This is a genomic window from Acinetobacter sp. 797_lipA, from assembly GCF_058243025.1.
The window spans coordinates 3205178-3229115 of the sequence record NZ_JBZAYQ010000001.1 but is presented as its reverse complement, the minus strand read 5'-3'; the positions used below and the strand labels follow the sequence as shown (position 1 = coordinate 3229115).

22 protein-coding genes are annotated in these 23938 nt (G+C 44.0%); 11 read left to right on the top strand and 11 right to left on the bottom strand.

Annotated features, from left to right (window positions below; translation table 11 throughout):
- Position 1: 1 nt before the first annotated feature.
- Positions 2–661 (top strand): riboflavin synthase, encoded by a 660-nt coding sequence (locus AC4CU2_RS15960; RefSeq protein WP_176536997.1) that lies wholly within the window; start codon positions 2–4, stop codon positions 659–661.
- Between the two features lie 145 nt (positions 662–806).
- Positions 807–1355 carry a VTT domain-containing protein gene (locus tag AC4CU2_RS15955; protein ID WP_490769095.1) on the top strand — a complete coding sequence of 183 codons (549 nt, stop codon included), beginning with the start codon at positions 807–809 and terminating at the stop codon, positions 1353–1355.
- Positions 1356–1510: 155 nt separating this feature from the next.
- On the opposite strand, the gene AC4CU2_RS15950 is transcribed toward AC4CU2_RS15955, so the two are convergent.
- From AC4CU2_RS15950 to AC4CU2_RS15935, 4 genes are all read right to left on the bottom strand, one after another.
- A protein-coding gene (locus tag AC4CU2_RS15950; protein WP_085940648.1) for an IS4-like element ISAba1 family transposase occupies positions 1511–2601 on the bottom strand; the annotation gives its coding sequence in 2 pieces (ribosomal slippage) (positions 1511–2061 and positions 2061–2601; 1092 coding nt in all).
- Positions 2602–2647: 46 nt separating this feature from the next.
- Positions 2648–3262: a cell division protein BlhA gene (gene blhA / locus AC4CU2_RS15945; RefSeq protein ID WP_490769094.1), complete on the bottom strand. Its 615-nt coding sequence runs from the start codon at positions 3260–3262 to the stop codon at positions 2648–2650.
- A gap of 31 nt (positions 3263–3293) precedes the next feature.
- Complete coding sequence (locus tag AC4CU2_RS15940) at positions 3294–3701, bottom strand: DNA polymerase III subunit chi (protein WP_078425943.1); 408 nt, start codon at positions 3699–3701, stop codon at positions 3294–3296.
- On the bottom strand, positions 3694–5142 hold the full coding sequence (locus tag AC4CU2_RS15935) for a leucyl aminopeptidase (protein ID WP_287166744.1): 1449 nt from the start codon (positions 5140–5142) through the stop codon (positions 3694–3696). The genes AC4CU2_RS15940 and AC4CU2_RS15935 overlap by 8 nt, the downstream gene beginning before the upstream one ends.
- Positions 5143–5300: 158 nt before the next feature.
- Between AC4CU2_RS15935 and lptF the strand changes: the two genes are divergently transcribed.
- The 4 genes from lptF (at position 5301) to AC4CU2_RS15915 (ending at position 10339) form a co-directional block, all read left to right on the top strand.
- The gene (gene lptF / locus AC4CU2_RS15930; protein WP_287166745.1) at positions 5301–6401 is read left to right on the top strand and encodes an LPS export ABC transporter permease LptF; all 1101 of its coding nucleotides are present in this window, start codon (positions 5301–5303) and stop codon (positions 6399–6401) included.
- Between the two features lie 2 nt (positions 6402–6403).
- The gene (gene lptG / locus AC4CU2_RS15925) at positions 6404–7474 is read left to right on the top strand and encodes an LPS export ABC transporter permease LptG (RefSeq protein WP_058868725.1); all 1071 of its coding nucleotides are present in this window, start codon (positions 6404–6406) and stop codon (positions 7472–7474) included.
- Positions 7475–7597: 123 nt separating this feature from the next.
- The gene (gene gpmI / locus AC4CU2_RS15920; protein WP_287166747.1) at positions 7598–9145 is read left to right on the top strand and encodes a 2,3-bisphosphoglycerate-independent phosphoglycerate mutase; all 1548 of its coding nucleotides are present in this window, start codon (positions 7598–7600) and stop codon (positions 9143–9145) included.
- 18 nt (positions 9146–9163) lie between these two features.
- A complete protein-coding gene (locus AC4CU2_RS15915; protein ID WP_004692840.1) occupies positions 9164–10339 on the top strand; it encodes a S41 family peptidase in 1176 nt (391 codons plus the stop codon).
- 4 nt (positions 10340–10343) lie between these two features.
- On the opposite strand, the gene AC4CU2_RS15910 is transcribed toward AC4CU2_RS15915, so the two are convergent.
- The 3 genes from AC4CU2_RS15910 to gacA all read right to left on the bottom strand — a co-directional run bounded on the left by AC4CU2_RS15910 (position 10344) and on the right by gacA (position 14006).
- Positions 10344–11708, bottom strand: a complete 1365-nt coding sequence (locus AC4CU2_RS15910) for a sigma-54-dependent transcriptional regulator (RefSeq protein ID WP_490769247.1) — start codon at positions 11706–11708, stop codon at positions 10344–10346.
- 72 nt (positions 11709–11780) lie between these two features.
- Complete coding sequence (locus AC4CU2_RS15905) at positions 11781–13349, bottom strand: sensor histidine kinase (RefSeq protein ID WP_287166748.1); 1569 nt, start codon at positions 13347–13349, stop codon at positions 11781–11783.
- 21 nt (positions 13350–13370) lie between these two features.
- Positions 13371–14006 carry a response regulator transcription factor GacA gene (gacA, locus tag AC4CU2_RS15900; RefSeq protein WP_004692836.1) on the bottom strand — a complete coding sequence of 212 codons (636 nt, stop codon included), beginning with the start codon at positions 14004–14006 and terminating at the stop codon, positions 13371–13373.
- 215 nt (positions 14007–14221) lie between these two features.
- Between gacA and AC4CU2_RS15895 the strand changes: the two genes are divergently transcribed.
- Positions 14222–15277, top strand: a complete 1056-nt coding sequence (locus AC4CU2_RS15895) for a serine hydrolase family protein (protein WP_348958319.1) — start codon at positions 14222–14224, stop codon at positions 15275–15277.
- A gap of 86 nt (positions 15278–15363) precedes the next feature.
- On the opposite strand, the gene thrC is transcribed toward AC4CU2_RS15895, so the two are convergent.
- From thrC to xerD, 4 genes are all read right to left on the bottom strand, one after another.
- A complete protein-coding gene (gene thrC / locus AC4CU2_RS15890; protein ID WP_348958318.1) occupies positions 15364–16503 on the bottom strand; it encodes a threonine synthase in 1140 nt (379 codons plus the stop codon).
- A 65-nt stretch (positions 16504–16568) separates the two neighbouring features.
- Positions 16569–17873, bottom strand: a complete 1305-nt coding sequence (locus AC4CU2_RS15885) for a homoserine dehydrogenase (protein ID WP_010325700.1) — start codon at positions 17871–17873, stop codon at positions 16569–16571.
- 129 nt (positions 17874–18002) lie between these two features.
- The gene (locus tag AC4CU2_RS15880) at positions 18003–18812 is read right to left on the bottom strand and encodes a DsbC family protein (RefSeq protein ID WP_004692830.1); all 810 of its coding nucleotides are present in this window, start codon (positions 18810–18812) and stop codon (positions 18003–18005) included.
- 126 nt (positions 18813–18938) lie between these two features.
- Positions 18939–19856, bottom strand: a complete 918-nt coding sequence (gene xerD / locus AC4CU2_RS15875; protein ID WP_062033281.1) for a site-specific tyrosine recombinase XerD — start codon at positions 19854–19856, stop codon at positions 18939–18941.
- Between the two features lie 180 nt (positions 19857–20036).
- On the opposite strand from xerD, the gene AC4CU2_RS15870 reads away from it, so the two are divergent.
- The 4 genes from AC4CU2_RS15870 to murD all read left to right on the top strand — a co-directional run bounded on the left by AC4CU2_RS15870 (position 20037) and on the right by murD (position 23938).
- Positions 20037–20297, top strand: coding sequence for a FeoA family protein (locus AC4CU2_RS15870; protein WP_010325703.1), 261 nt, complete (start codon positions 20037–20039; stop codon positions 20295–20297).
- Positions 20294–22153 carry a ferrous iron transporter B gene (gene feoB, locus AC4CU2_RS15865; protein WP_348958317.1) on the top strand — a complete coding sequence of 620 codons (1860 nt, stop codon included), beginning with the start codon at positions 20294–20296 and terminating at the stop codon, positions 22151–22153. The genes AC4CU2_RS15870 and feoB overlap by 4 nt, the downstream gene beginning before the upstream one ends.
- Positions 22154–22180: 27 nt before the next feature.
- A complete protein-coding gene (locus tag AC4CU2_RS15860; protein ID WP_062033275.1) occupies positions 22181–22432 on the top strand; it encodes a DUF6587 family protein in 252 nt (83 codons plus the stop codon).
- Positions 22433–22591: 159 nt separating this feature from the next.
- Positions 22592–23938: a UDP-N-acetylmuramoyl-L-alanine--D-glutamate ligase gene (gene murD / locus AC4CU2_RS15855; protein ID WP_490769092.1), complete on the top strand. Its 1347-nt coding sequence runs from the start codon at positions 22592–22594 to the stop codon at positions 23936–23938.

Here is a 23938-nt window from a genome sequence, read left to right as displayed (position 1 = left end):
CATGTTTACAGGGATCATTGAAAGTCTAGGCACAGTTGAAAGCGTACAAAATGTCGGTGGCGATGTGCGGTTGCGCATTGGTACGGATCTTGATATGTCAGATGTACATTTGGGTGACTCGATTGCCACCAATGGCATTTGCCTCACAGTGATTGACTGGGGTGAGCACTGGTATGCTGCCGATGTCTCACGTGAAAGTTTGAACCGAACCACACTGACCCACTGGAAAGTTGGCCAACGTGTCAATGTGGAAAAGGCGATGTTGCCCACTACACGTTTTGGTGGACACATTGTGTCAGGTCATGTCGATGCTGTGGGTGAAATCACCGTTGTGCGTGAAGATGCACGCTCGCTTTATTTTGAAGTGACTGCGCCAGCCGAGATTGCACGTTACTTGGCAGAAAAAGGCTCGATCACGGTCGATGGGATCAGTTTAACCATTAATCATTTGCGTGGGCGTATTTTAAGCCTCAATTTAATTCCGCATACGGCTGAACGAACCAACATTGGAACGTGGAAGGCAGGCAGTCAAGTGAACCTTGAAGTGGATGTGTTAGCACGCTACATTGAACGTCTGATGATGGGTGACAAAGCTGCGGAAACTCCCCCACAATCTAAAATTAGTTTAGACTTTTTGGCACAAAATGGTTTCTTGAAATAGAAAAATCGTTTAGATTGCAGCAAGAATAGACAAAAGATGAGCTCCCTATTTGCCCAAAATGAGGGAGTTTTTCTTTTGAAATGAATAGGTAAGCAATTGAGTATGATGAAAGATAGTACGCAGTTCATTGCACGGATCGGTGACAATGATTGATTTTTTTCTCCATCTAGAACAATTATTGCCCGTACTGCTTGCAGAATACGGCCTTTGGATTTATGCGATTCTTTTTCTGATTATTTTTGCAGAAACCGGTTTCGTTTTTATGTTCTTTTTGCCGGGTGACAGTTTACTGATTGCCATTGGTACCCTATGTTCTAGCTCGGATTTAATCCATATCCACACCATGGGTATTTTGATGATGATTGCTGCGGTATTGGGTTATATCGTCAATTATTATACCGGTCAGAAGCTGGGCTTTAAATTTGCCCATCAGCATTCGCGTTGGCTGAAACCCGAATATATGATGAAGACCAATCAATATTTCTTAAAGCATGGTGGTAAAACCATTTTAGTGGCACGTTTTATTCCTTTTGTACGTTCTTTCGCGCCTTTTGCTGCGGGCGCAGGGCATATGAGCTTGGCGACTTTTATGTGGTACAACGTGACCGGTGGCCTGATTTGGATTGGTAGTTTGTTGGCGATTGGTTATGGTGTGGGCAATACCTTATCGTTTATGGTTGATGTGTTGGTTTGAGATCACAGACCACATCAGCCGAGCAAAACAAGGGTGCATAAAAAAACTCACCGAAGTGAGTTTAAGTGGAAGCCAAGGCCAGTTAGGCAGAGTTGGATACCACTTCATCAGAAAAGTCTGAATTTTTCAAAATATAGCTCTGTACACGACAAATTTCACAGAACCCTTATCCTATCAGGATTCTGCTTTCTTAAAATTGCCAAAATTTCCTTAAACTCTTCTTTTTTCCCAAAACCAATTAAACGCTGAATCGCCATTTGAACATAGTCTAAACCATAGCGAAATAAACTCATTGAGAGTCGTCCATGCTTCTTTATTTTTATCGCTTTTTTTTGATTATGTTGCCATTCACCCGTTAAGTAACACCAACAGAAGCTTATAGCTAACACCGCAATCAATTTTTTCACTCGTCTAGGGTCTGTCAAGCGCGTATTTTCAAGATTAAACCCGCGTCCTTTGAGACAACTGAATAAGGTTTCAATTTCCCAGCGTAATGCATAATCCTGAATAGCATTGGCATTAAACTGAGGAGAAACGACGAGTAAAAGCTCTCCATTTTCTAACTGTAGTGCACTTATATATAGTTTCACCCGACCAACCAAAATCCGTCGTTTACGACATTCAATTTGACCAACTTTAAGATGGCGAAATAAATCACTAATTTTATGATTCTTTCCTAAATGATTGGTGACAATGAAGTTTTTTTAACACGAATGCAGAAGTTGATGTCTTGTTCAATTAACCATGTAAACCACTGCTCACCGATAAACTCTCTGTCTGCGAACACATTCACAATACGGTCTTTACCAAAAATGGCTATAAAGCGTTGAATCAAAGCAATACGCTCTTTCGTATCTGAATTTCCACGTTTATTAAGCAATGTCCAAAGGATAGGTATCGCTATTCCACGATAAACGATTGCGAGCATCAGGATATTAATATTTCGTTTTCCCCATTTCCAATTGGTTCTATCTAAAGTCAGTTGCACTTGGTCGAATGAAAACATATTGAAAATCAACTGAGAAATTTGACGATAATCAAAATACTGACCTGCAAAGAAGCGCTGCATACGTCGATAAAATGATTGTGGTAAACACTTGATGGGCAAGGCTTTAGATGCAGAAGAAAGATTACATGTTTGCTTTAAAATAATCACAAGCATGATGAGCGCAAAGCACTTTAAATGTGACTTGTTCCATTTTAGAGATTTGTTTAAGATAAGATATAACTCATTGAGATGTGTCATAGTATTCGTCGTTAGAAAACAATTATTGTGACATTATTTCAATGAGTTATCTATTTTTGTCGTGTACAGAGAAAATATAGTCAATTTCTTCTTGAGCCGCGGCTTGCAGCTTACTGCGGTAGCTGGCGACGGACTCTTCAATTAAGGTTTCCGCTTCAAGCTCTAAACGTAAACGGACACTTTCTAACTCAGACAAAATTTGTGAGTCATCAATACCAAATTTACCTTTGGCATAGTCCAGAGCTTGTTCAGGCGTTTTCTCATAGCGTGCGGTGTAACTCGAAATTTCCTGATCGACACTTTGACGCATCACATTTAAAGCTTGGGTTTGCTCATTGAACTGACGGATTTCATCTTTTTTGAGGCTCTCCGCATAAGCTTCCTGTGCTGCGCGTTTGTCTGCCAGTGATTTTTCTAATGCTTGTTGTTTACGAATCCGCGCTTCTTCAATCAGCTGTGCTTTCAGATCAGCATACGCTTGTTCAATTCGTTGGGTCGAGACAGCTTGAGCACGTTGATCTTGTTCAATCCAACTGTGCAAACCTGTTTCAGGTTTGAGTACATCGCAGACGCGACTCAGGTCATCAATAAAGGCCTGACGAACAGCATCAGGTACATTTAACCAGCGCTGTTTAAAATCTGGACCAACATTCAATGCCACTACGCATCTCCTTATTTAGACGGGGAATCATTTAAAGCTTGAAGGTTCGAGCTTCAACTCCGAGACGTCTATATTGTTTAAATTTTTCACGACCTTGTTGTTTGGCCGATTCGTTATTTTCAATAATTTCTATAATGTGGCTAAATTTTTCGAACTGTTCAAGAGCTTGATCGTTAAAATTGAACACAATCCAGTCAGATTGCTCAGGCAGTTGGGCTGAGATACAAATACGCGCATCGATTTGATCAATGCCATGCGGAATAAAGCTCGTGTCATCAAAACTCCACAAACGTTCATCTAGTTGCTGTTGTAGTTCAGTGTCGCTTGCATACAACCAGATTCGCTCTGGCTGACGCAAGATTTTACGACATAAACGACAAGCACTTTCGACTTGTCGTTCAGGACTTTGTTCAAACAGATAAAAGCTAATATTAGCCATTAGACTGCGCACGATGAGCTAAGAATTGCATCAATAAGGGTACTGGGCGACCGGTTGCCCCTTTATTGGCACCCGAGTTCCATGCTGTACCTGCGATGTCCAAATGCGCCCAGCGGTAATCACGGGTGAAACGTTGCAAGAAGCACGCTGCAGTTACGGCACCAGCTTTAGGCCCGCCAATGTTGGCAATATCTGCAAATGGAGAGTCTAACTGTTCTTGATAGTCATCAATCACAGGCATGCGCCAGACGCGGTCAAAGCTATTTTGACCTGCTTCAGACAGTTCGGCCGCCAGTTTGTCATCTGGGGTAAACATACCCGTTAAGACTGAACCGAGTGCCACGACACAGGCACCTGTTAAGGTTGCAATATCAATGACCAGTTCAGGGTTAAAGCGTTTTACATAGGTCAATGTATCGCACAGCACCAAACGACCTTCTGCATCGGTATTTAAAATTTCAACGGTTTGACCGCTCATGGTGCTCACGATGTCACCCGGACGTGTAGCTTTGCCTGACGGCATATTTTCAGCTGCAGCAATCGTACCTACGACATGAATGGCTAAACGTGATTCACATAGAGCACGGAGTGTCCCTAGAACCGATGCTGCACCACACATGTCATATTTCATTTCATCCATACCAGCGCCCGGTTTCAATGAAATGCCACCTGTATCAAAGGTGATTCCTTTACCGACCAAGACCACTGGGGCTTCAGAACGTTCAGCTTGATACTCAAGGGTAATAATACGGCCTGGGCGGTCTGAACCTTTGCTCACCGCAAGGAAGGAATGCATGCCCAGATCAGCCATTTGCTGCTCATCAAGGACATTAACACGGAGTAGGTCAGGATATTGGGCTGCCAGTTCTAAGGCTTGCTCTGCCAAATATTCAGGGAAGCAGATATTGCCTGGACGGTTGCCTAAGTCACGAGCAAAGCTTTGACCAGATTGCACGGCTTCAATCAATTTAAGTTGCGCAGCATTCAGCGGCGACTCAGCAGCAATCAGGCTGATCTGTTCAAGCACGTTGTCTGCTTTTTTCGATTTGAATTCATCAAAAGCATATGCGGCTTGCGTCAAACTGAGGGCAAATAAATAATGGAGTTCAGCTGGAAGGGCTGAAAGGTCAAGGCTGATGTGTTTGAATTTTTTTTGTGAAGCTTTGATAATGGTTTGAGCAATTTTCACCAGCTTTGCTGCTTGTAATTCAGCTGCTTTCCCGACACCCACCAAGGCTGCATTGGGGCTTGTTGGAATTTGACCAATGAGGCTCAAGGTTTCATTGAACGCGGCTTTAAACTGAGTCGCTTCAATTAAGTTGTTTAAATCATTAATTTGATAAGCATTTGCAAGGTGTTGCGTGTTTTCAGAATCTACTAATATCAACAAAAATTGGCTAGACGTATTCTCTGTGAATGACGTATTAATAGAGAGTTTCATAAGTTTTATTTAAGCCTTATAAAGTTTGAAAATGATTAAACCACTGAAACATTAACATGAATAGAGTTGCAAAGTGCAACAAGAGTACAGGTTTTATATTTTCACTATTCGGGTAAACTAGCGCTAGTTTTTATTCACCTATTTTTGGAAGAATTAATTTGATTATTCGGCGTTATCTGGTCAAACAAGTGGTGTCGACATCCTTGGTTGTGATCGCCTTATTGACCTTGATCATGATGGGCGGTCGTTTGATCAAGTATTTTGGCGTAGCCGCGCAGGGTCGCTTAGATGCAGGTATTTTATTTAGCATTATTGGCTATCGTTTGCCTGAATTTTTAACGCTGATTCTTCCTCTAGGCTTTTTTATTGGGCTGATGCTGGTTTTTGGTCGTCTGTATGTCGATCATGAAATGGCAGTACTCAATGGTAGTGGCGTCAGTCGTAACCAATTGGGGCGACTGCTGATTCCTATGACCGTGGTGTTTCTTGCCGTTCAAGCCGTGCTGATGCTTTGGATGGCGCCGTGGGGTGTTCGTCAGTTTGAGCAGCTCACCACCAGTCAGGCGGTGCGTACTGGTTTTGATTTGGTTCGACCCAAAGAGTTTATTTCATCGGGGCCTTATACCATTTATGCGGGTGACTTATCCGAAGACCGTAAGAACCTCAAAGACATCTTCTTCTATCAACGCGCTGAAGCAGAAGGTAAGCCCGATGTCATGATTTTGGCCAAAGAAGCCACGCGGGTTGAAATTGAAAATGATCCTGCCAATGTGGTGGATTTGGTGCAAGGTCGCCGTTATGAAATTTATCCGGGACAGCCACGTTATAGCCAAGCCGAGTTTCAGTCTTATCGCCTACGTTTAGAAAATGATAAAGAAGCGAAGTTTGAAAGTGCTGATGTTGAAGCATTGTCCACCATGAAACTTTGGGATAATCGTAATGATCCTGTTGTGGCGAGTGAGTTGGGCTGGCGTATTTTTGTACCGTTTGCCATTGTAGTGGCGTTGCTCCTCGCTGTGGCGTTATCTGAAGTGAGTCCACGCCAAGGCCGTTACTTAAAGCTGTTCCCTGCATTGCTTATTTTTGCCAGTTTAATCGTGGCTTTGATGGCCATTAAAACCCGAGTCAGTAAAGAAGAAATGGGGATTTGGGCTTATCCATTGATCTTGGTGATCTATGCGATAGCAGCGGCTTTGTTTTCGCGTAAACAAAAGCTGGCCCCGAAAATTAAGAAAACATTACAACGAGCGGGGTCTTAATCATGTTCGCACGTCGTATAGTCGCAAAACATGTGACCAAAACCACCGCGATGGCGATGCTGGGTGCTACCGCTATTTTATCAGTCTTACAAATTTTGTTTACCTATTTGGGTGAGCTAGGCTCCCTTAAAGAAGGTTATGGTGCTTGGGATGCTTTACGTTATGTACTGTGGGGAGCACCGCAATATCTCTATGAGATTCTACCGATTGCCGCGTTAATTGGCTCGGTACTGGGCCTCGGCACTTTGGCTTCAAACAGTGAGCTGATTGTGATGCGCTCGGTGGGGGTGAGTCTCTGGCGGATTGTTGGTTGGGTGATTCGTTCGGCTTTAATTTTGGTGGTACTGTCATTCGCTTTAAGTGAATGGGTGATTCCATATACCAATGAGCAAGCCAAAGGTGTGAAAAGCCATCGAACAGCGGCTGAGCTCGGTGAAGTACGTGGTTACTGGACACGAGAAGGGCAGCGTTTTATTTATGTCGATTATGCCAACTCTCAAGGTCAGCTGAAAAATGTGCAAGTGGTCGACTTTGACAATAATGCTCGTTTAAAAGGCGTTTTAAATGCTGAGCAAGGTCAGTTTGTGCAAGATGGTCATTGGATCTTAGAAAATACGGCCCAAGTTGATTTACTACCGACAGGTAACGCCACGGCACAAAAGGCCGCTGAAACGCCTTTGGCATTGGCACTGCAGCCGAAATATGTACACATGGTGACGATTGACCCTGAAGACCTTTCACCAAGTCAATTGGTTAGTTTCATGAGCTATATGCATGAATACAGCCAAGTGCCTAAAACTTATCAGTTGGCTTTTTGGCAAAAAGTGGCGTCTCCATTTGCCTTAATTGCTTTGGTGTTGATTGCTTGTTCCTTTATTTTTGGCCCACTGCGCCAACAATCGATGGGCTTTCGTTTAGTCATTGCACTGTTTACAGGCTTAGGTTTCTTTTACCTGCAAGACTTCTTGGGTTATGCAAGTTTGGTGTATTCGCCTTCACCCGCATGGTTTGTTTTTGTGCCGATTTTACTGATGTTTGTCGCAGGTGGTTATTTATTACAACGTGCGCGATAACTGTACGATATTGAAGAAAACAATGCGGATGATGGTGTTAAACCATCATGCCTGCATAGAGTCTTGACCGAAAATTCGGTAAGATAGAGCGATGAATTTGTAGACAAAAAAAGAGTGCTTATTATGGCGGATGCAACTGCTGGCAAAATCCCTCACGTACTGGTCATTATGGATGGTGTGGGACACCGTGAAGCGATCGAAGACAATGCATTTTTAGCAGCGAATCGACCGAATTTAACAGCGATTGAAGCAAAGCATCCGCATAGCTTAATTTCAGGTTCTGGTGAAGATGTGGGTCTGCCAGATGGCCAAATGGGCAACTCTGAAGTGGGTCATATGAACTTGGGCGCAGGGCGTGTGCTCTATCAAGACTTTACCCGAATCACCAAAGACATTCGTACGGGTGCTTTTTTCGAGCATGAAGTTTTGGTTGATGCTGTTGAGAAAGCCAAAGCAGCGGGTGGTGCGTTGCACATCATGGGGCTATTGTCTGAAGGTGGGGTGCATTCACACGAAGACCACATTGTTGCGATGGCTGAACTTGCGTTAAAACGCGGTGCAACCGTGTATCTCCATGCCTTCTTAGATGGTCGTGATACCCCGCCACGTAGTGCACAGCCTTCTTTAGAAAAATTAGATGCATTGTTTGCTCAATATCCAAATCAAGGTCGTATTGTGAGTCTGATTGGTCGTTATTTTGCGATGGATCGAGATAACCGTTGGGACCGTGTGGAACAAGCCTATCGTTTACTTACAGAGTCTGAAGCAACACGTACTGCAGCTACAGCTGTTGAAGGTTTAGCATTGGCTTATGCCGCAGATGAATCTGATGAATTTGTCAAAGCAACACGCATTGGCGATACTGTGAAAGTTGAAGACGGTGACAGCATCGTCTTTATGAATTTCCGTGCGGATCGTGCGCGTGAAATTACCAAAGCGTTTGTTGAAAAAGATTTTGCAGGCTTTGCGCGTAAAGTCGTACCAAACCTATCTAAGTTTGTGATGTTGACACGCTACCAAGCCAGTATTGATGCACCTGTGGCGTATATGCCTGAAGCATTAAAAAACTCGATTGGTGAATATCTTTCAGACCTTGGTAAAACCCAATTACGTATTGCTGAAACTGAGAAATATGCACATGTGACATTCTTCTTCAGTGGTGGTCGTGAAGATGAATATCCAGGTGAAAAACGTATTTTGATTCCGTCACCGAATGTGGCTACTTATGACCTCAAGCCAGAAATGAGCGCCTATGAAGTGACCGATGAATTGGTGGCTGCGATTAACTCTGGTGAGTTTGATCTATTGGTGGTGAACTATGCCAACGGCGATATGGTGGGTCATACGGGCGTGTTTAATGCTGCAGTGAAAGCAGTGGAAGCTGTTGATTTATGCTTAGGCCGTGTCTATGAGGCGGTGATGGCACAAAAAGGCCATATGTTAATTACGGCTGACCATGGTAATGTTGAACAAATGCAGGATTATCACAGTGGTCAGGTGCATACTCAGCATACGACAGAATTGGTGCCTTTTATCTATGTCGGCCCAACCCAAGCAACCATTGCGGAGGGTGGTGTATTGGCCGATGTCGCGCCAACCTTGTTAAGCTTGATGCATCTTCCTGTTCCAGCAGACATGCAAGGTCGTAACTTAATTACATTAGACGTATAAATCAATTTGGGTGGGTAAATGGCAAAAGCATCGTGGACTTCAATAGGTGTAGTGATTGCTTTAGGTCTGAGTCTGATCCACCCGATGGGGGCTGTTGCAAAAACTGCGGCAGCACCCGCTTTTGATGATGAATTGGAACAAGGTTATGTTGAGGTTCCGATTGAATCAATTCAACAATTTGTGCAAATCTACGGTTTAGTCAAAGACAATTATGTGGCTGAACGTAGTGATGAAGCATTGTTTCAACAAGCGATTAAAGGTTTAGTCAGTGGCTTAGACCGTTATTCTCGCTATTTATCTCCTCAAGAATATAAACAACTGGTGCAATATACCGAAGGGGATTTGGCTTCAGTTGACTTCAGTTTAGAGTTTGATTCTCGCTTACAACAATGGCTGATTCGTGGATTAAAACCTGACTCAGATTCCAGCAAACTGGGCTTAAAAAATGGGATCTCCGTTTTTAAAGTGGATGATCAAGAGCTACGCAAGCTCAACCATGCTCAAGTCAATGAATTACTCAGTGGGGCAATTGGTAGTACCATCAGCCTACAGTTAAAAGCCAATTCAACGCCGATCAATTTAGTCCGAACCAAAAAGGTTGAAACCGATATTCAGGCGCAACTGTTGAATAACCAAGTTTTGGTGCTCAAGGTGCGGGTGTTTCAACAGGATACGGCCAATGAAATTCAGCAACTGATTGAAGAACATCAGTCTTCGCGTTTAAAAGCGGTCTTGATTGACCTCAGAAATAATCCCGGGGGGCTGTTGTCTGCTGCAGTTGAATCTGCTGATTTATTCTTAAATCAAGGGGTGATTGTTTCAACCCAAAGCCGTTCTGAAGGGGATCAACAGTTCCAAGCTTTACCAAGCCTAGAGTTTCAAAACTTAAAAGTGGGGATTCTGATTAATGATCGCTCTGCATCGGCCGCGGAGGTGTTTACCGCTGCGCTGAAGGAGCATGGACGGGCGTGGGTGATTGGTGAAAAAAGTTATGGTAAGGGCGTGGTACAGAAACTATTTCCGTTATCGAATGGTGCAGCTTTGCAAATGACGGTATCGCATTATTACACCCCAAGTGGTCGGATGATTGAAGGAGTAGGAATTGCGCCAAATCAGGTATATCCAATGCCACATGAACTCAAAGACGAAAGCTATGTTGAACATGTGGCAGAGATTCTAATTAACCGTCGTTAAGTCTTTAAACGGAATCGTCTTCGCCATCTAGCCCGAATTTCTTCAAGCGATAACGTAAAGAACGGAAAGACATGCCGAGCTTTTTAGCCGCCAGTGTTCGGTTCCAGTGGGTAAGATTGAGCGCATTCATCAAAATTTCTTTTTCAATTTTTTCTAAATACAGCTCTAAACCCTCTTCGGGCAATTTACGCGAAGGCATATGACTGAGTTGATCATTGCCAACAGTACCTTGTTGCGTGGCATTGGCATAGTTGGTCTGAGCAATTGGTCGCAGTGGGGCTGTTTGCAAGTGTGGTAAGTCGATACTGCTTTCATCACTTAAAGTGATGGCACGTTCCATCATATTGCGTAATTCACGCACATTGCCTGGATAATATTGGGCCAATAAAAATTCACGTGCACGTTCACTCAATGCTTTGACTGGGATGTCCCATTCTTGGCAGATTTTCTGAATGAAATGTTGTGCTAAAAGAATAATGTCATTGCCACGCTCACGTAGGGCTGGCAGCACAATGTCCATGACATGGATGCGGAAGTACAAATCCTGACGGAACTTGCCTTGTTGTACCAGTGCTTCTAGGTCTTGATGGCTGGCACTAATCACACGAAAATCGACATCAATTTCCGTGTCACTCCCAATTGGGCGAATGCGTTTTTCTTGTACCGCGCGCAGCAGTTTCACCTGCATAGTGAGCGGTAACTCGGCAATTTCATCTAAAAATAAACTGCCGCCATGTGCAGAGAGAATCAGCCCTTGTTTGTCTTGAGTGGCCCCTGTGAAGCTGCCTTTACGGTGTCCAAACAATTCACTTTCCATCAGTTCGGTCGGTATGGCACCGCAGTTAATGGCAATAAATGGCCCTTCATTGCGATTGCTCAGGCGATGTACCAGATTAGCCACCACTTCTTTGCCAGTGCCTGATTCACCCGTAATACAGACAGGGGCTTGCGAGCGTGCAATTTTCTTTAAGGTTATGCGTAGCTGTTGAATAGGAAGGGACTGACCAATCAGCAGACGATGTTCAAGCGTATCTTCTTGGATATGCAGCTGACTGATGGGCTGATTAAAGGCTTTTTGTAAAAGTTGCTCTAAATGTTTTTGGTTGATTGGTTTACTGACAAAATCAAAAGCACCAGCTTTAAGTGCTGCAATCGCAATATCCATATTGCCGTAAGCAGTCAGCACTGCAACAGGCAAATTAGGATAATTTTGAGCAATAAAATCGACCAAGCTCAGACCATTACCATCGGGTAAATTCAGATCGGTTAGACAGGCATCATATTGATGCGTTTTCAGGGCTTGAACCGCCTCTTGTAAGCGATAGGCAATATGTGTATCAATCCCCATCCGACTTAAAGACATTTGCATCAGTGTACATAAGTCTTGTTCGTCATCCACCAATAAAACAAGTGGTTTTTTTTCCACGTTTAACCCCAAAAATTACACGTCATTGTTTATACGGGGGCATTCAATCCGAAAGCATGCCCCTATTTTTTGTTCTACATAGTATAGCTTAGCTTGGTTGGCTTCGCAGAAACTATGGGATAAATATAATCCTAACCCAGTTCCATTGATTGAGGTACTAAAAAACGGTTGAAACAGGGCGGTTTGATCCTGAGTGGCGACCCCTTCACCAAAATCGCAGACCTCAATATGGACGAGGTTTTTGTAGCTATAGACACGAATTTGAATGTGCTCAGCTTCAGCTGCATTATGCCGAATGGCGTTTCGAATCAGGTTGATCAGCACTTGCCTCAGTTGTTGTTCATCAAACTGAATCTGAGCTTGATCGGAAATGCGGTAATCAATTTGATCTTTGACATCGGGCAAATCTTCAACGATAAAACGTTCTAAAAAAGCGGCGACATCAATCAAGGTCGGATAGGTTTCTTTACTGCGTGCCATGTTCAGTGTATCGCCAATAATTTTATCAATCCGTGAGGCTTGTTTGGCAATCATGTTATGCAACAGTTCTTGTTGTGGGTCGTTAAGTTGCATTAATTCATTGGCTTGCGTGATGGCTGCCAGTGGATTGCGGATTTCATGTGCAATGCTGGCAGAAAGTTGACCCAGTGCAGCCAGTTTGAGTTGTTGTACACGTTGATTAATTTTTTGTGCATCTTGCAGGACGAATAAGGTGAGTGTCTGATTCGGTACTTGTAGTTTTTGAATTTCGATCTGAATTTGAAAGCGACTCAGCTGGGATGTAAATTGGAATTTTTCTCCATTCTTCAGTTGGTCGAATTTGAGGAGTTCAAATAAATCAGGCTGTGCTTTGTACAAAGGATATTTATCGTGAGCATAAATCGGGGAGATACCCAATAATGCACAGGCTGCAGGATTACTCAGCACCATGTGGCAGTTTTCATCGAGAACCAAATAGCCGAGCTCGGTTTGCTCTAAAATATAACGGTTAATGTTTTGCAGTTGGTCCAGTTCTTGGGACTGATAGAAGTTTAAATTTTCAAGGACTTGAAAACGTCGTACTGCAATTTGTCCAGACCCATAAACCACAAAGAACAAAAAGGCGAGCACGGCACTGTTGCCAATGGTATTCAATGAACTAATTGAAAATAGCGTTCCAATAAAGTGTTGATAAACCAGTGTAATCACAGCAATCAAGGTAATGATGAGCGCTTTTTGTTTATCGACCAATACACAAGCGGCAAAGATCGTGATCACAAACAATAAGCTTAACTGTAAGTTTGGACCATCGGTGGCGAAAGTGAGTAAACTGAGACTAATGACATCGACAATAAACAACAAGGTGAGCTGAAGTGATATGCGCTTGCGCACATGCTTGAGGCTCAATAGCTGAAAGGCACTGATAAAAATAAAGCCAATCAGGACAGAACGATACAATACTGGATATTGATAATTTGAAAACAACTGCTCATAGGTCAGCAGATAAACCAGCAACAAACAACAGCCAATAAACAGTCGATAAGACGCATACCAAACACCTAGACGGTATTGATTTAACTGAATATTGGTTGAGTATTGCAGCATGCGGGTGTTAGTCAGCTTGCATCAGGGTTTGATTAAGCCATAACGAATAGCAAGGTGAGTCAGCTTCACATCACTGTCGATGTTGAGCTTTTCAAAAATTCGGTAACGGTAAGTATTGACCGTTTTTACGCTCACAAAAAGCTTGTCAGAAATTTCCTGTGCACTAATGCAATTCACGACCATCATCGCCACCTGCATTTCACGTTCAGACAGAGCATCAAAAGGCGAGGTTTGTGTATCCGATAGATAAGAACTGGCCAGTTGTTCAGCAATATCAGCGCTGAAATATTTGCCGCCTTGCATGACTTTATTAATGGCACGTACCATTTCGGTCACAGGTGCACCCTTTGTAATGTAGCCTTTGGCGCCAGCTTTGAGTAACAGGGAAGGATAAGGTTCTTCAGCTAGACCACTGACTGCCAGTACTTTGGTCTCGGGTGCGGTTTGCAGTAAGCGGCGTGTGGTTTCAACTCCACCAATACCTGGCATGTTGACATCTAACAGAACCACATTTGGGTGATGTTGACGGACGAGATTAATTGCTTCTTCACCAGATTCAGCTTGGCCAATAACTTGAACATCGGCATGGTCCTCGAGCATTCGACAAATCCCTGTACGTACTAACTCATGGTCATCTACCACTAAAACTGTGATCACCTAGCTCTTCCTCACTATAAAAACCATATTTTTTGTTACATAAAGCAAAATAAGCTTGCAATGAAACGACAAAATTAGCAATCCTATTCTTAGGCTTATTTGAAAAGATATGCACGCTGTCGACGGCAATGCTGTTCGCATTGTGTACAAATGTAAGGCATATTGGCGTGAATACGCAAATGTATCTTATGGGTTATGAAGTTGAGTGAAGAAAAGTGAAAAAATCAAATAAATTTTTAATGCATCTATTGGGATGGTCGATTGCAATGACGGTCAGTACCCATAGCTTTGCAGACTTGGTGATGAACCCGAGCTCGGGGCCTAGCCAAGCAAGCATGAGCTGGTCTGCTGCAGATGCAGAACAGCTTCTGAATGATGATCTCATGGAAGATCCTGAAGAGTACGCTCCTCAGGGTTCAACAAAAGTCACCACCAGTATTCGCAGTTCCAATGGTGTGGTGACGAACAACAGCACCTCAAAAACGGTACAAATTTTCGATACCTCTAAATATTCAAACCAACCCAGTGTCAATGCTCGTGCAGCATTGGTGATGGATGGCAATACAGGTGAAGTGCTGTACAGTAAAAACAGTAATACCGCGCTGCCAATTGCTTCGATTACTAAGCTGATGACGGCGGTGGTGATTTCAGATGCGCGTTTAAATATGTCTGAAAACATTACTTTACAGCAAGCGGACTTTTCCTGTTCGGGTTGTAAAAGTTCAAGCTCGTCACTGCGTGCAGGGGACAGTATGAACCGTGCAGAAGCATTGTTATTTGCATTAATGAAGTCAGAAAACCCAGCAGCATCAGCGCTTGCACGGACGTATCCGGGTGGTCGCTCAGCCTTTGTTTCGGCGATGAATGCCAAAGCAAAATCCTTGGGTATGACTTCAACCCATTATATGGAATCTACAGGTTTACATCCAGGTAATATCGCTTCAGCACGTGACTTGGGTATTTTAGTCAATGCCGCATCACAATATGGTCTGATTCGTCAGTTCTCAACCACAGCAAGCTATGATTTTAACTTGGGTTATCGTGTATTAAAATCAAATAATACCAATGCCTTAGTTCGTAACGGTGGCTGGAATATTAATATTTCAAAAACAGGTTTCATTAATGAAGCCGGTCGTTGTGTGGTGATGCATACCACTTTAAATAACCGTCCAGCAGTAGTGGTGTTATTGGGCGCGGACTCCTCTGCAGCACGTACCAATGATGCAACGCGCCTAATGAACTGGGCAAGCCAATTACCAAAACGTATTTAACCCGACTTTGTTTTTGTTCACTCAACAACAAAAATTGAGTCATAAAAAAGCCCTGCATATGCAGGGCTTTTTTTGTCTTCTCTCAATTACATGTTTGAAAGAATTGAATCGCGAACTTGTTCTAAAGTTGCATCGATTGACAGCATGACCGCATCAGAACACTGTTTGATCGCAGTATCAGGGTCTTTTAGACCATTACCTGTCACCGTACAGACAATCACAGAACCTTCCGCAATTTTACCTGCTTTGATGTCACGGATTGCACCGCCGATCGACGCTGCAGAAGCAGGTTCTACAAAGACACCTTCATACATTGAAAGCAAACGCTGTGCTTCTAGAATTTCAGCATCAGTTAGCTCATCGAACCAACCTTGAGAATCACGAACCACCGCTTTAGCATGGTTCCAGCTTTGTGGATTACCAATGCGGATAGCCGTTGCAACTGTTTCAGGGTTTTCAACTGGTGCACCACGTAAGAATGGCGCAGCACCTGCTGCTTGGTAACCAACCATGGTTGGTAAACCTTCAGGCTTTGGACCTGTGAACTGATCTGTTTCAGAGTCGTAAATCACTTGCTCAAATTGATCTGCAGGTTGGTTGGCAACGGCTTCGGTATAACCCATCCAGTGTGCAGTAATGTTCCCTGCGTTACCCACGGGTAAGCAGTGGTAATCTGGTGCACGGCCTAACTCATCTACGATTTCGTAAGCAATGGTTTTTTGACCCTGCAAACGGTATGGGTTGATTGAGTTTACGATGGTTACAGGGGCTTTGTCGGCAATTTCTTTGACCAGACGCATACCGTCATCGAAGTTACCGCGGATTTGCATGGTGATGGCACCATACATCATCGCCTGCGCCATTTTACCCATGGCAATTTTGCCTTCTGGGATTAACACAAACGCTTTGATGCCTGCGCGTGCTGCATAAGCCGCAGCCGCAGCTGAGGTATTACCTGTAGAGGCACAGATAATCGCTTTTGAGCCTTCTTCAACGGCTTTAGTAACCGCCATGGTCATACCACGGTCTTTAAATGAACCAGTCGGGTTTAAGCCCTCGTACTTCACATAAATTTCAACATTTTTGCCAATTAAACGTGGAATGTTCTCGAGTTTAATCAGTGGCGTATTACCTTCACCTAAAGAAATAGCGCGAGTAGTTGCAGACACTGGTAAACGGTCGCGATAACGGTCAACTAAACCAGTATAACGATTGGCATTCGACATGATGATGTTCCAATTGTGTGTAGAGCTTGGTGAGGAAGAGAAGAGCGTTCTTTTCCTCAACCCGATTAATTATCAAGCGATTCTAAACGAATTCGCACGATTTCGCCATGAATGACGGGTAAGGCTTGAATTTGAGCAAGTGCCTCGTCCATTTTTGATTCAACGACTGGATCAGTCAAAATCACGATTGGAATAAGGTCTTTTAAGCGTGGTTGTTGCATGATGGCATCGATACTGATGCCTGCACGACTGAGAATCGTGGTCACATCCGCCAAGACGCCAGTTTGATCTTCTGCATTAATCCGGATGTAATAACCGGTGGTCATTTCTTCACGGCTTAAAATTGGCACATTGGTCAGTGCTTCGAAGGCCAATTGTGGAATTGTTCCAGCGCCATCTTCGGTATAAGATATATCACGGACGATATCAATGACATCTGCAACGACCGCAGACGCCGTTGGACCTGCGCCTGCACCCGCACCGTAATACAAGGTTGGGCCGACAGCATGAGCTTGTACCAAGACGGCATTTTTAACACCGTTGACATTGGCAATCAGTTCTTCCGCAGGGATCAAGGTTGGGTGAACACGAAGTTCGATGCCATTCGCTGCGCGACGCGCAATCCCCAAGTGCTTAATACGGAAACCCAGCTCTTCAGCATACTTCACATCTTGTGCTGTGATTTTACTGATGCCTTCGGTATAGACTTTGTCAAACTGTAGCGGAATACCAAAAGCACACGATGCTAAAATCGTGAGTTTATGTGCAGCATCAATGCCTTCGACATCAAAAGTTGGATCAGCTTCGGCATAACCCAGTTCTTGTGCTTCTTTTAATACGTCGGCAAAGGCACGACCTTTTTCACGCATTTCAGTCAGAATAAAGTTGCCTGTACCATTGATGATACCCGCTAACCAATTAATCTTGTTTGCCGCTAGACCTTCGCGCATCACTTTAATGATGGGAATGCCCCCTGCAACCGCAGCTTCATAGGCGATTTGCACGGCATTGTCATCCGCCAGTTTGAACAGCTCATTACCATGTTCAGCAAGTAAAGCTTTGTTCGCGGTGACGACTTGTTTGCCATGCAAAATGGCTTCTTTAATCACTTCATATGCAGGATGGATGCCACCCATCACTTCAACCACAACATCGACATCAGGCTGACGCACAATGTCGAGTAAGTCAGCACTTTGCTTGACCTCATCGCCTAAATCTAAGTCTGGACGAGGGCGGCGTGTGCCGACATAGGTAATTTGAATTTCACGACCGGTGCGACGTTTAATCTCAGCAGCATTTTCTTTTAGTAGTTTAAGGGCACCACCACCCACAGTACCAAGACCGAGGATTGCCAGACGAACTGGTTTCACGTCACACTCCAATTTACTTATATATATTGAACCAAGCCTAGATCATAGCTAAAAAAACTGTGAGACTCTAGGAAAGAAATCATTTTATGTTCAACTATAAATATTAGTTAAATAACAAATAAAAATTAGTTATTTAAGGCGATTTAATAATTCACTTGGGGCCAAATAGCCACCGAGATATTCACCATCTTCATTGTAGATCGCAGGTGTCCCATTTACGCCCATGTTCAGACCCAACTGGTATTGATCTCGCACTGGGTTTTTACAGGTCGCCGGTGGAAGTTGAGCACCTGAAATCGCTTGATCAAAGGCAGCTTGACGGTCTGCGCTACACCACACACTTTCCATGGCTGGCATGAACTGTTCGCCACGCGGCCATGCAATGTAACGCACTTCAATGCCTTGAGCTGTGATTTCAGGGATGTGTTCGTGCAGTTTATGGCAGTAAGGGCAGCTGGCATCGGTAAAGACATAAACCACATGTTTGGTCTTGCCTTTGGCTTTATAAACCAGCAGATCTTCAGTTTTGAGTCCAGCTAGAAGTTTTTTGTTGGCTTCAGCTTGCAGGTTGTCGCTGACGTTGTGGAGGGTTTTATCGCCCAAGCGAATCACATCACCTTGGATAATATATTTACCATCTGCCGTGGTATAAACCGAGCTCATCCCTTCAAGATTGACCCAAAATAAGTTTGGCACTTCAGTGGTTTTGATATCGATGATTTTGGCATTGATATTGGCTGTTTTGAAATGCTTTTGAAGAGTGTCAATTAAACGTTGCTTTGCATTACGTTCAGTCAAAGTTGACGCTTCACCTGTGGCTGGCGCGCTTGCCGTTAAAGAGTCTTGTTTTTTTTCTTCGGTGTTATTTGAACATGCTGTAAATAGAACACTTGAAGCAATGGCACAGGCAATGAACAATGGTTTACGGGTAAATAACATAGATAACCCTTTTTCTTTTGACTTTATAAAAACAGAGCGCCAAGCATAGCAAAAAAAGTACAGGACTCGGTAATACTTCGTAGTCTTCGTGCTAAAAACAGCCTTAAGTTATGGATGATCAAGACCTTAAGCCCTAGGGTGATGGCTGGCATGCAGTTGTTGCATACGCACTTGTGCGACATGGGTATAAATTTGCGTCGTGGACAGATCACTATGTCCCAATAACATTTGTACCACACGCAAGTCGGCACCGTGATTGAGTAAATGCGTTGCAAAAGCATGTCGTAAGGTGTGTGGAGACAGTTCAGCCTGAATCCCTGCTTGTAAGGCATAGCGTTTAATGGCATACCAAAAGTTTTGCCGACTCATAATGCCGCCATGTTGAGTTAAAAATAGATAGTCAGTTGCAGATTTATATAATTGCGGACGGGACTCAATTAAGTATTTTTCGACCCATTCCACGGCTATTTGCCCTAAAGGCACCAGTCTCTCTTTATTGCCCTTACCCGTAATTCTTAAATAGCCTTGTTTTAAATTGATTAAGTCTAGGCGTAGGTTCAGTAGCTCAGATACACGTAAACCACAGGCATATAACACTTCAAACATGGCACGATCACGGAGTCCAAGAGCGGTTTCAATATCGGGGGCTTGAATTAAGGCATCCACGTCTTGCTCAGACAAGTCTTTAGGCAGTGCACGGCCAATTTTGGGTGTTTTATGCAGCGCGACAGGGTTGTCTGAACGCAGTTTTTGTTCCCGTAGAAACTTAAAAAAAGAACGCAGAGCAGACAGACAGCGCGCAATGGAGCGCGGGCTTTTACCTTGCTTTGTGAGGGTCAGCAGAACATCGGCGACATCGTCACTGCTCCATTCGGGCATGCTCACCAGACTACACTCGCTGCACTGCAATAAGTCAGAGAGATAAGCATTTCGGGTGTGCGGGCTGACGGTTTGTGCAATGAGATAATCTTTAAAGCCATGTAAAAAACTGAGCTGAGTTGGGATTTGAACAGGCGCAGGCACACGCGGTTTTTTATTTAACATAAAACTCTCAAGCACATCATCACGGAAAGACAAAAACAAGGAATAGGGGTTTTATTCAATGTAGTGTAATCATTCTCGCTTGTCGATGTGTTATAACAGATGCGAATCATTATCGAATCTGATTTGGTAATTATTCTCATTTGTTTGTATACTGTTCAAAATATTAAAGGGTTGGATGCGGTGCGTTTATCTGATTTAAAAGTCAAACAAACTGCCATCATTAACAAAGTGAATCATACTTTGGATGGCGAAGCTCAGACTGATTTGGTGGCTAGTCGTCTTGAAACATTAGGCTTTGTCGCAGGTACAAAAGTACAGGTGATTACCAAAGGTGTTTTTGGTGGCGATCCAATTTTAATCCAAGTGGGTTTTACACGTTTCGCCTTAAGAAAAGTTGAAGCTGAAAAAATTGAAATTCAAGTCGAAGGAGCACCTAGATGAGTGATGCCTTGCGTGTTGCCCTTGTAGGTAATCCAAACTGCGGTAAAACTTCGTTATTTAACCATCTCACTGGAACACGCCAAAAAGTAGGTAACTATGCGGGTGTAACGGTTGAGCGTAAAGTTGGTCAATTTACTCTTCCTTCTGGTCAAGCGGTTCGCGTTCTGGATTTGCCAGGGACGTATAGCTTAGATGCGACCAGCCCTGATGAAATGATTACCCGCGATGTGGTGATGGGGAAAATTGCAGACGAAGATCAGCAAGATGCTTTCTTATGTGTGGTTGATGCAACCAACCTCAAACTTCACCTTGGTTTAGTGATTGAACTGATTGCATTGGGCCGTCCAATGTTAATCGTTTTAAACATGATGGATGAAGCACGTCGCCGTGGCATGCAAATCAATACCCAAAAGCTTTCTGAGCGCTTGGGTGTGCCGATCGTTGAAACGGTTGCGGTGCGTAACTCGGGTATTGAAAGCCTGCTTAGCGCTTTAGAGCAGGGCAAATATGCCGTGCCTTATACCGAGCTGACGGGTTTAAAAGGCGACACTGCACATGAGAAAGTAGAAAATTTATTACATGACGCTGTGCAGTACGTCGATGAAGAAGACAAGCGAACTGATTTTCTAGATAAGATTTTCCTACATCCAGTTTTGGGTTTAGTTAGCCTTGCCGTCATGATGTTTATTGTCTTCCAAGCCGTTTTTGCTTGGGCTGCGCCGTTTATGGATGGGATTGAAACTTTCTTCGGTTGGCTCGGTGAAACTGCTGGTGGCGTGATTAGCCAACCTTTGCTTAATAGCTTGGTGGTGGACGGAGTTATTGCGGGTGCGGGTGGTGTGGTGGTGTTCTTACCGCAGATTTTAATTTTGTTCTTCTTTATCTTGGTGTTGGAAGAGTCGGGTTATTTACCGCGTGCCGCGTTTTTGCTGGATAAACTGATGTTTAAAGCAGGTCTTTCTGGGCGTGCCTTTATTCCATTGTTATCAAGCTTTGCCTGCGCAATTCCGGGCATCATGGCATCGCGTACCATTGGTGATCCGCGTGACCGTTTGACCACGATTTTTGTTGCACCGCTGATGACGTGTTCTGCACGTTTACCTGTATATGCCTTGTTAATTGCCGCTTTTATTCCTGAACAAACCGTTTGGGGCCTATTCAATCTGCAAGGTTTGGTGTTGTTTGCATTATATATGGCCGGGATTGCGAGTGCACTGTGTGTATCTTTCGTTCTGAAGTTCTTCCAGAAAGATAAGTCACAACATATGTTGATGATGGAGTTGCCAAGCTATCGTTTCCCTGACTTAAAGAATATTTGGATTGGTTTACTTGACCGTGCCAAGATCTTCTTGCGTCGCGTGGGTGGCATCATTTTCGCGTTGTCTATTTTGCTGTGGTTCTTATGTACCTTCCCGCAAGCTCCTGAAGGCGCGACTTTACCTGAAATTGATTATTCATTTGCCGGGATGCTAGGTCATTTACTGCAACCAATTTTTGCACCGCTGGGCTTCAACTGGCAGATTTGTATTGCCTTGATTCCAGCCATGGCTGCTCGTGAAGTAGTGGTGGCGGCTTTAGGTACGGTATATGCCTTATCCGCTGTTGATGAAGATGCCATGTCACAAGGTTTGGCTTCGCTCATCAGTAGTGGCGGTGAGCTCGGCTGGTCGGTAGCGACAGGTCTGTCTTTATTGGTGTGGTTTATTTATGCGCCGCATTGTTTGGCGACTTTGGCGACGGTCAAACGTGAAACAGGTTCATGGAAAACCGTGAGTTTTATGACCATTTACTTGTTTGGTTTGGCTTATTTAATGTCATTCCTGACCTATCAAATTGCAACGCACTATTTGGGCTAATCGGCGTAAATAGGCGAGGAGATTGAGATGATTGAAATTCTAATTGTTGCTGCTCTAGTGATCTGGAGTGCAGTGGTGGTATTTAAGAAAGTATTTCCTAAGACATCGGGTTCAGTTTTCATGTCTTTGTCTGCGCTGTGTGAGGCTCGCGGTTGGACCCGTTTAGCGATGTGGTTAAAGCCGTCAATGGCTGGCGGGTGTGGCGGAAACTGTGCCTGCCCAGCAACAGAAGACAGCAATGCGAAAAAGCCTGAAGTTCAAGCGGTGAAGTGGAAATAAAACGATTTTTGCTCACAAATAAAAAAGCCGTCCAAGAGGGACGGCTTTTTTACGCACTGACACAAAAAAAGTGCAGGAAAGTCAAAACAGAAAAAGCATTCAAAACAGCAAAGTGCTAACATTTCCGCAGATAAATCTCAGACCAAGCATGGGGCGAAAATGTTAATACAACGTGGTGGACTTAAGGTCGTTGCAGGGCTCGGCATTTCTGGTGTTGCAGCGGTCAATTTTTTACATAACCAAGGCTACCGCGTTGCAGTAACAGACTCTCGATCGACCCCGCCTGGTCATGACCAAATTCCAGCAGAGGTACAAACCCGTTTTGGTCAGTTTGATGCAGAACTGTTGTTGTCTGCTGAAGAAATCATTATTAGCCCTGGGCTCGATCCGAAATTACCTGAAATTCAAGCTGCGATTGCCAAAGGCATTCCCGTGGTGAGTGAAATTCAAATCCTACGCCGTGCAACAGATAAGCCAATTATGGCCATTACTGGGTCGAATGCAAAAAGTACCGTGACAACCTTGATTGGTCTGATGGCTGAACATGCAGGCGTGAAAGTCGCGGTAGGCGGGAACCTTGGTCGCCCAGCGTTGGATTTAACCAAAGATGAGCCAGATTTATACATTTTAGAACTATCCAGCTTTCAGTTAGAAACCACTTCAAATTTACAAGCTGAAGTTGCGGTGGTGCTGAATATGAGTGAAGACCATCTTGACCGTCATGGCGATATGATGGGCTATCACACCGCGAAGCATCGCATTTTCCAAGGTGTGAAAAAAGTCGTTCATAACCGTGATGACTCACTTACTCGTCCTTTGGTCCCTGATGCTACGCCAATGCAAAGCTTTGGTTTAAATGCGCCTGATATGAATCAGTACGGTGTATTAAGAGATGACGACGGTACGATCTGGTTGGCTCGTGGCCGCACACGTTTATTGAACAGTGCAGAGATGTATATTCAAGGCACACACAATGTGGCCAATGCTTTGGCCTGTTTGGCTTTGGGCGAGGCAATCAACTTACCACTAGAGTCTATGCTTGAAACTTTAAAAAGCTTTAAAGGCTTAGAGCATCGCTGTGAGTTTGTGAAAGACGTTGAGGGGGTTCGTTACTATAATGACTCTAAGGGCACCAATGTAGGCGCAACACTGGCTGCAATTGATGGTCTAGGTGCTGCGATTGAAGCCAAAGGCGGCAAAGTCGCGATCATTTTAGGTGGTCAAGGCAAAGGACAAGATTTTAGCGCTTTACGTGAGGCTTTGAGCAAATACGTGAAAGTGGCTGTGTTGATTGGTGAAGATGCGGCGTTGATTGAACAAGCCGTGGCAGGAACAACGACCTTGCTGCATGCTGAGACTTTAGAGCAGGCGGTTGCACTTTGCCAAGCCCATACCCAAGCCCATGATGTCGTGTTATTGTCACCCGCATGTGCAAGTTTTGATATGTTCAGTGGTTACCCACAGCGCGGACATCAGTTTGTCGCTTGTGTGCAAAAACTCCACTAA

Excerpts from the sequence above, each read along its gene's own strand:
- AC4CU2_RS15940 (WP_078425943.1), bottom strand. The coding sequence starts at position 3,701 with ATGGCTAATATTAGCTTTTATCTGTTTGAACAAAGTCCTGAACGACAA.
- AC4CU2_RS15905 (WP_287166748.1), bottom strand. The coding sequence starts at position 13,349 with ATGCTGCAATACTCAACCAATATTCAGTTAAATCAATACCGTCTAGGT.
- xerD (WP_062033281.1), bottom strand. The coding sequence starts at position 19,856 with ATGTTAAATAAAAAACCGCGTGTGCCTGCGCCTGTTCAAATCCCAACT.
- gpmI (WP_287166747.1), top strand. The coding sequence starts at position 7,598 with ATGGCGGATGCAACTGCTGGCAAAATCCCTCACGTACTGGTCATTATG.
- thrC (WP_348958318.1), bottom strand. The coding sequence starts at position 16,503 with ATGTCGAATGCCAATCGTTATACTGGTTTAGTTGACCGTTATCGCGAC.
- AC4CU2_RS15860 (WP_062033275.1), top strand. The coding sequence starts at position 22,181 with ATGATTGAAATTCTAATTGTTGCTGCTCTAGTGATCTGGAGTGCAGTG.
- feoB (WP_348958317.1), top strand. The coding sequence starts at position 20,294 with ATGAGTGATGCCTTGCGTGTTGCCCTTGTAGGTAATCCAAACTGCGGT.
- AC4CU2_RS15955 (WP_490769095.1), top strand. The coding sequence starts at position 807 with ATGATTGATTTTTTTCTCCATCTAGAACAATTATTGCCCGTACTGCTT.
- AC4CU2_RS15880 (WP_004692830.1), bottom strand. The coding sequence starts at position 18,812 with ATGTTATTTACCCGTAAACCATTGTTCATTGCCTGTGCCATTGCTTCA.
- AC4CU2_RS15910 (WP_490769247.1), bottom strand. The coding sequence starts at position 11,708 with ATGCAAATGTCTTTAAGTCGGATGGGGATTGATACACATATTGCCTAT.
- lptG (WP_058868725.1), top strand. The coding sequence starts at position 6,404 with ATGTTCGCACGTCGTATAGTCGCAAAACATGTGACCAAAACCACCGCG.
- murD (WP_490769092.1), top strand. The coding sequence starts at position 22,592 with ATGTTAATACAACGTGGTGGACTTAAGGTCGTTGCAGGGCTCGGCATT.
- AC4CU2_RS15960 (WP_176536997.1), top strand. The coding sequence starts at position 2 with ATGTTTACAGGGATCATTGAAAGTCTAGGCACAGTTGAAAGCGTACAA.
- AC4CU2_RS15935 (WP_287166744.1), bottom strand. The coding sequence starts at position 5,142 with ATGAAACTCTCTATTAATACGTCATTCACAGAGAATACGTCTAGCCAA.
- AC4CU2_RS15915 (WP_004692840.1), top strand. The coding sequence starts at position 9,164 with ATGGCAAAAGCATCGTGGACTTCAATAGGTGTAGTGATTGCTTTAGGT.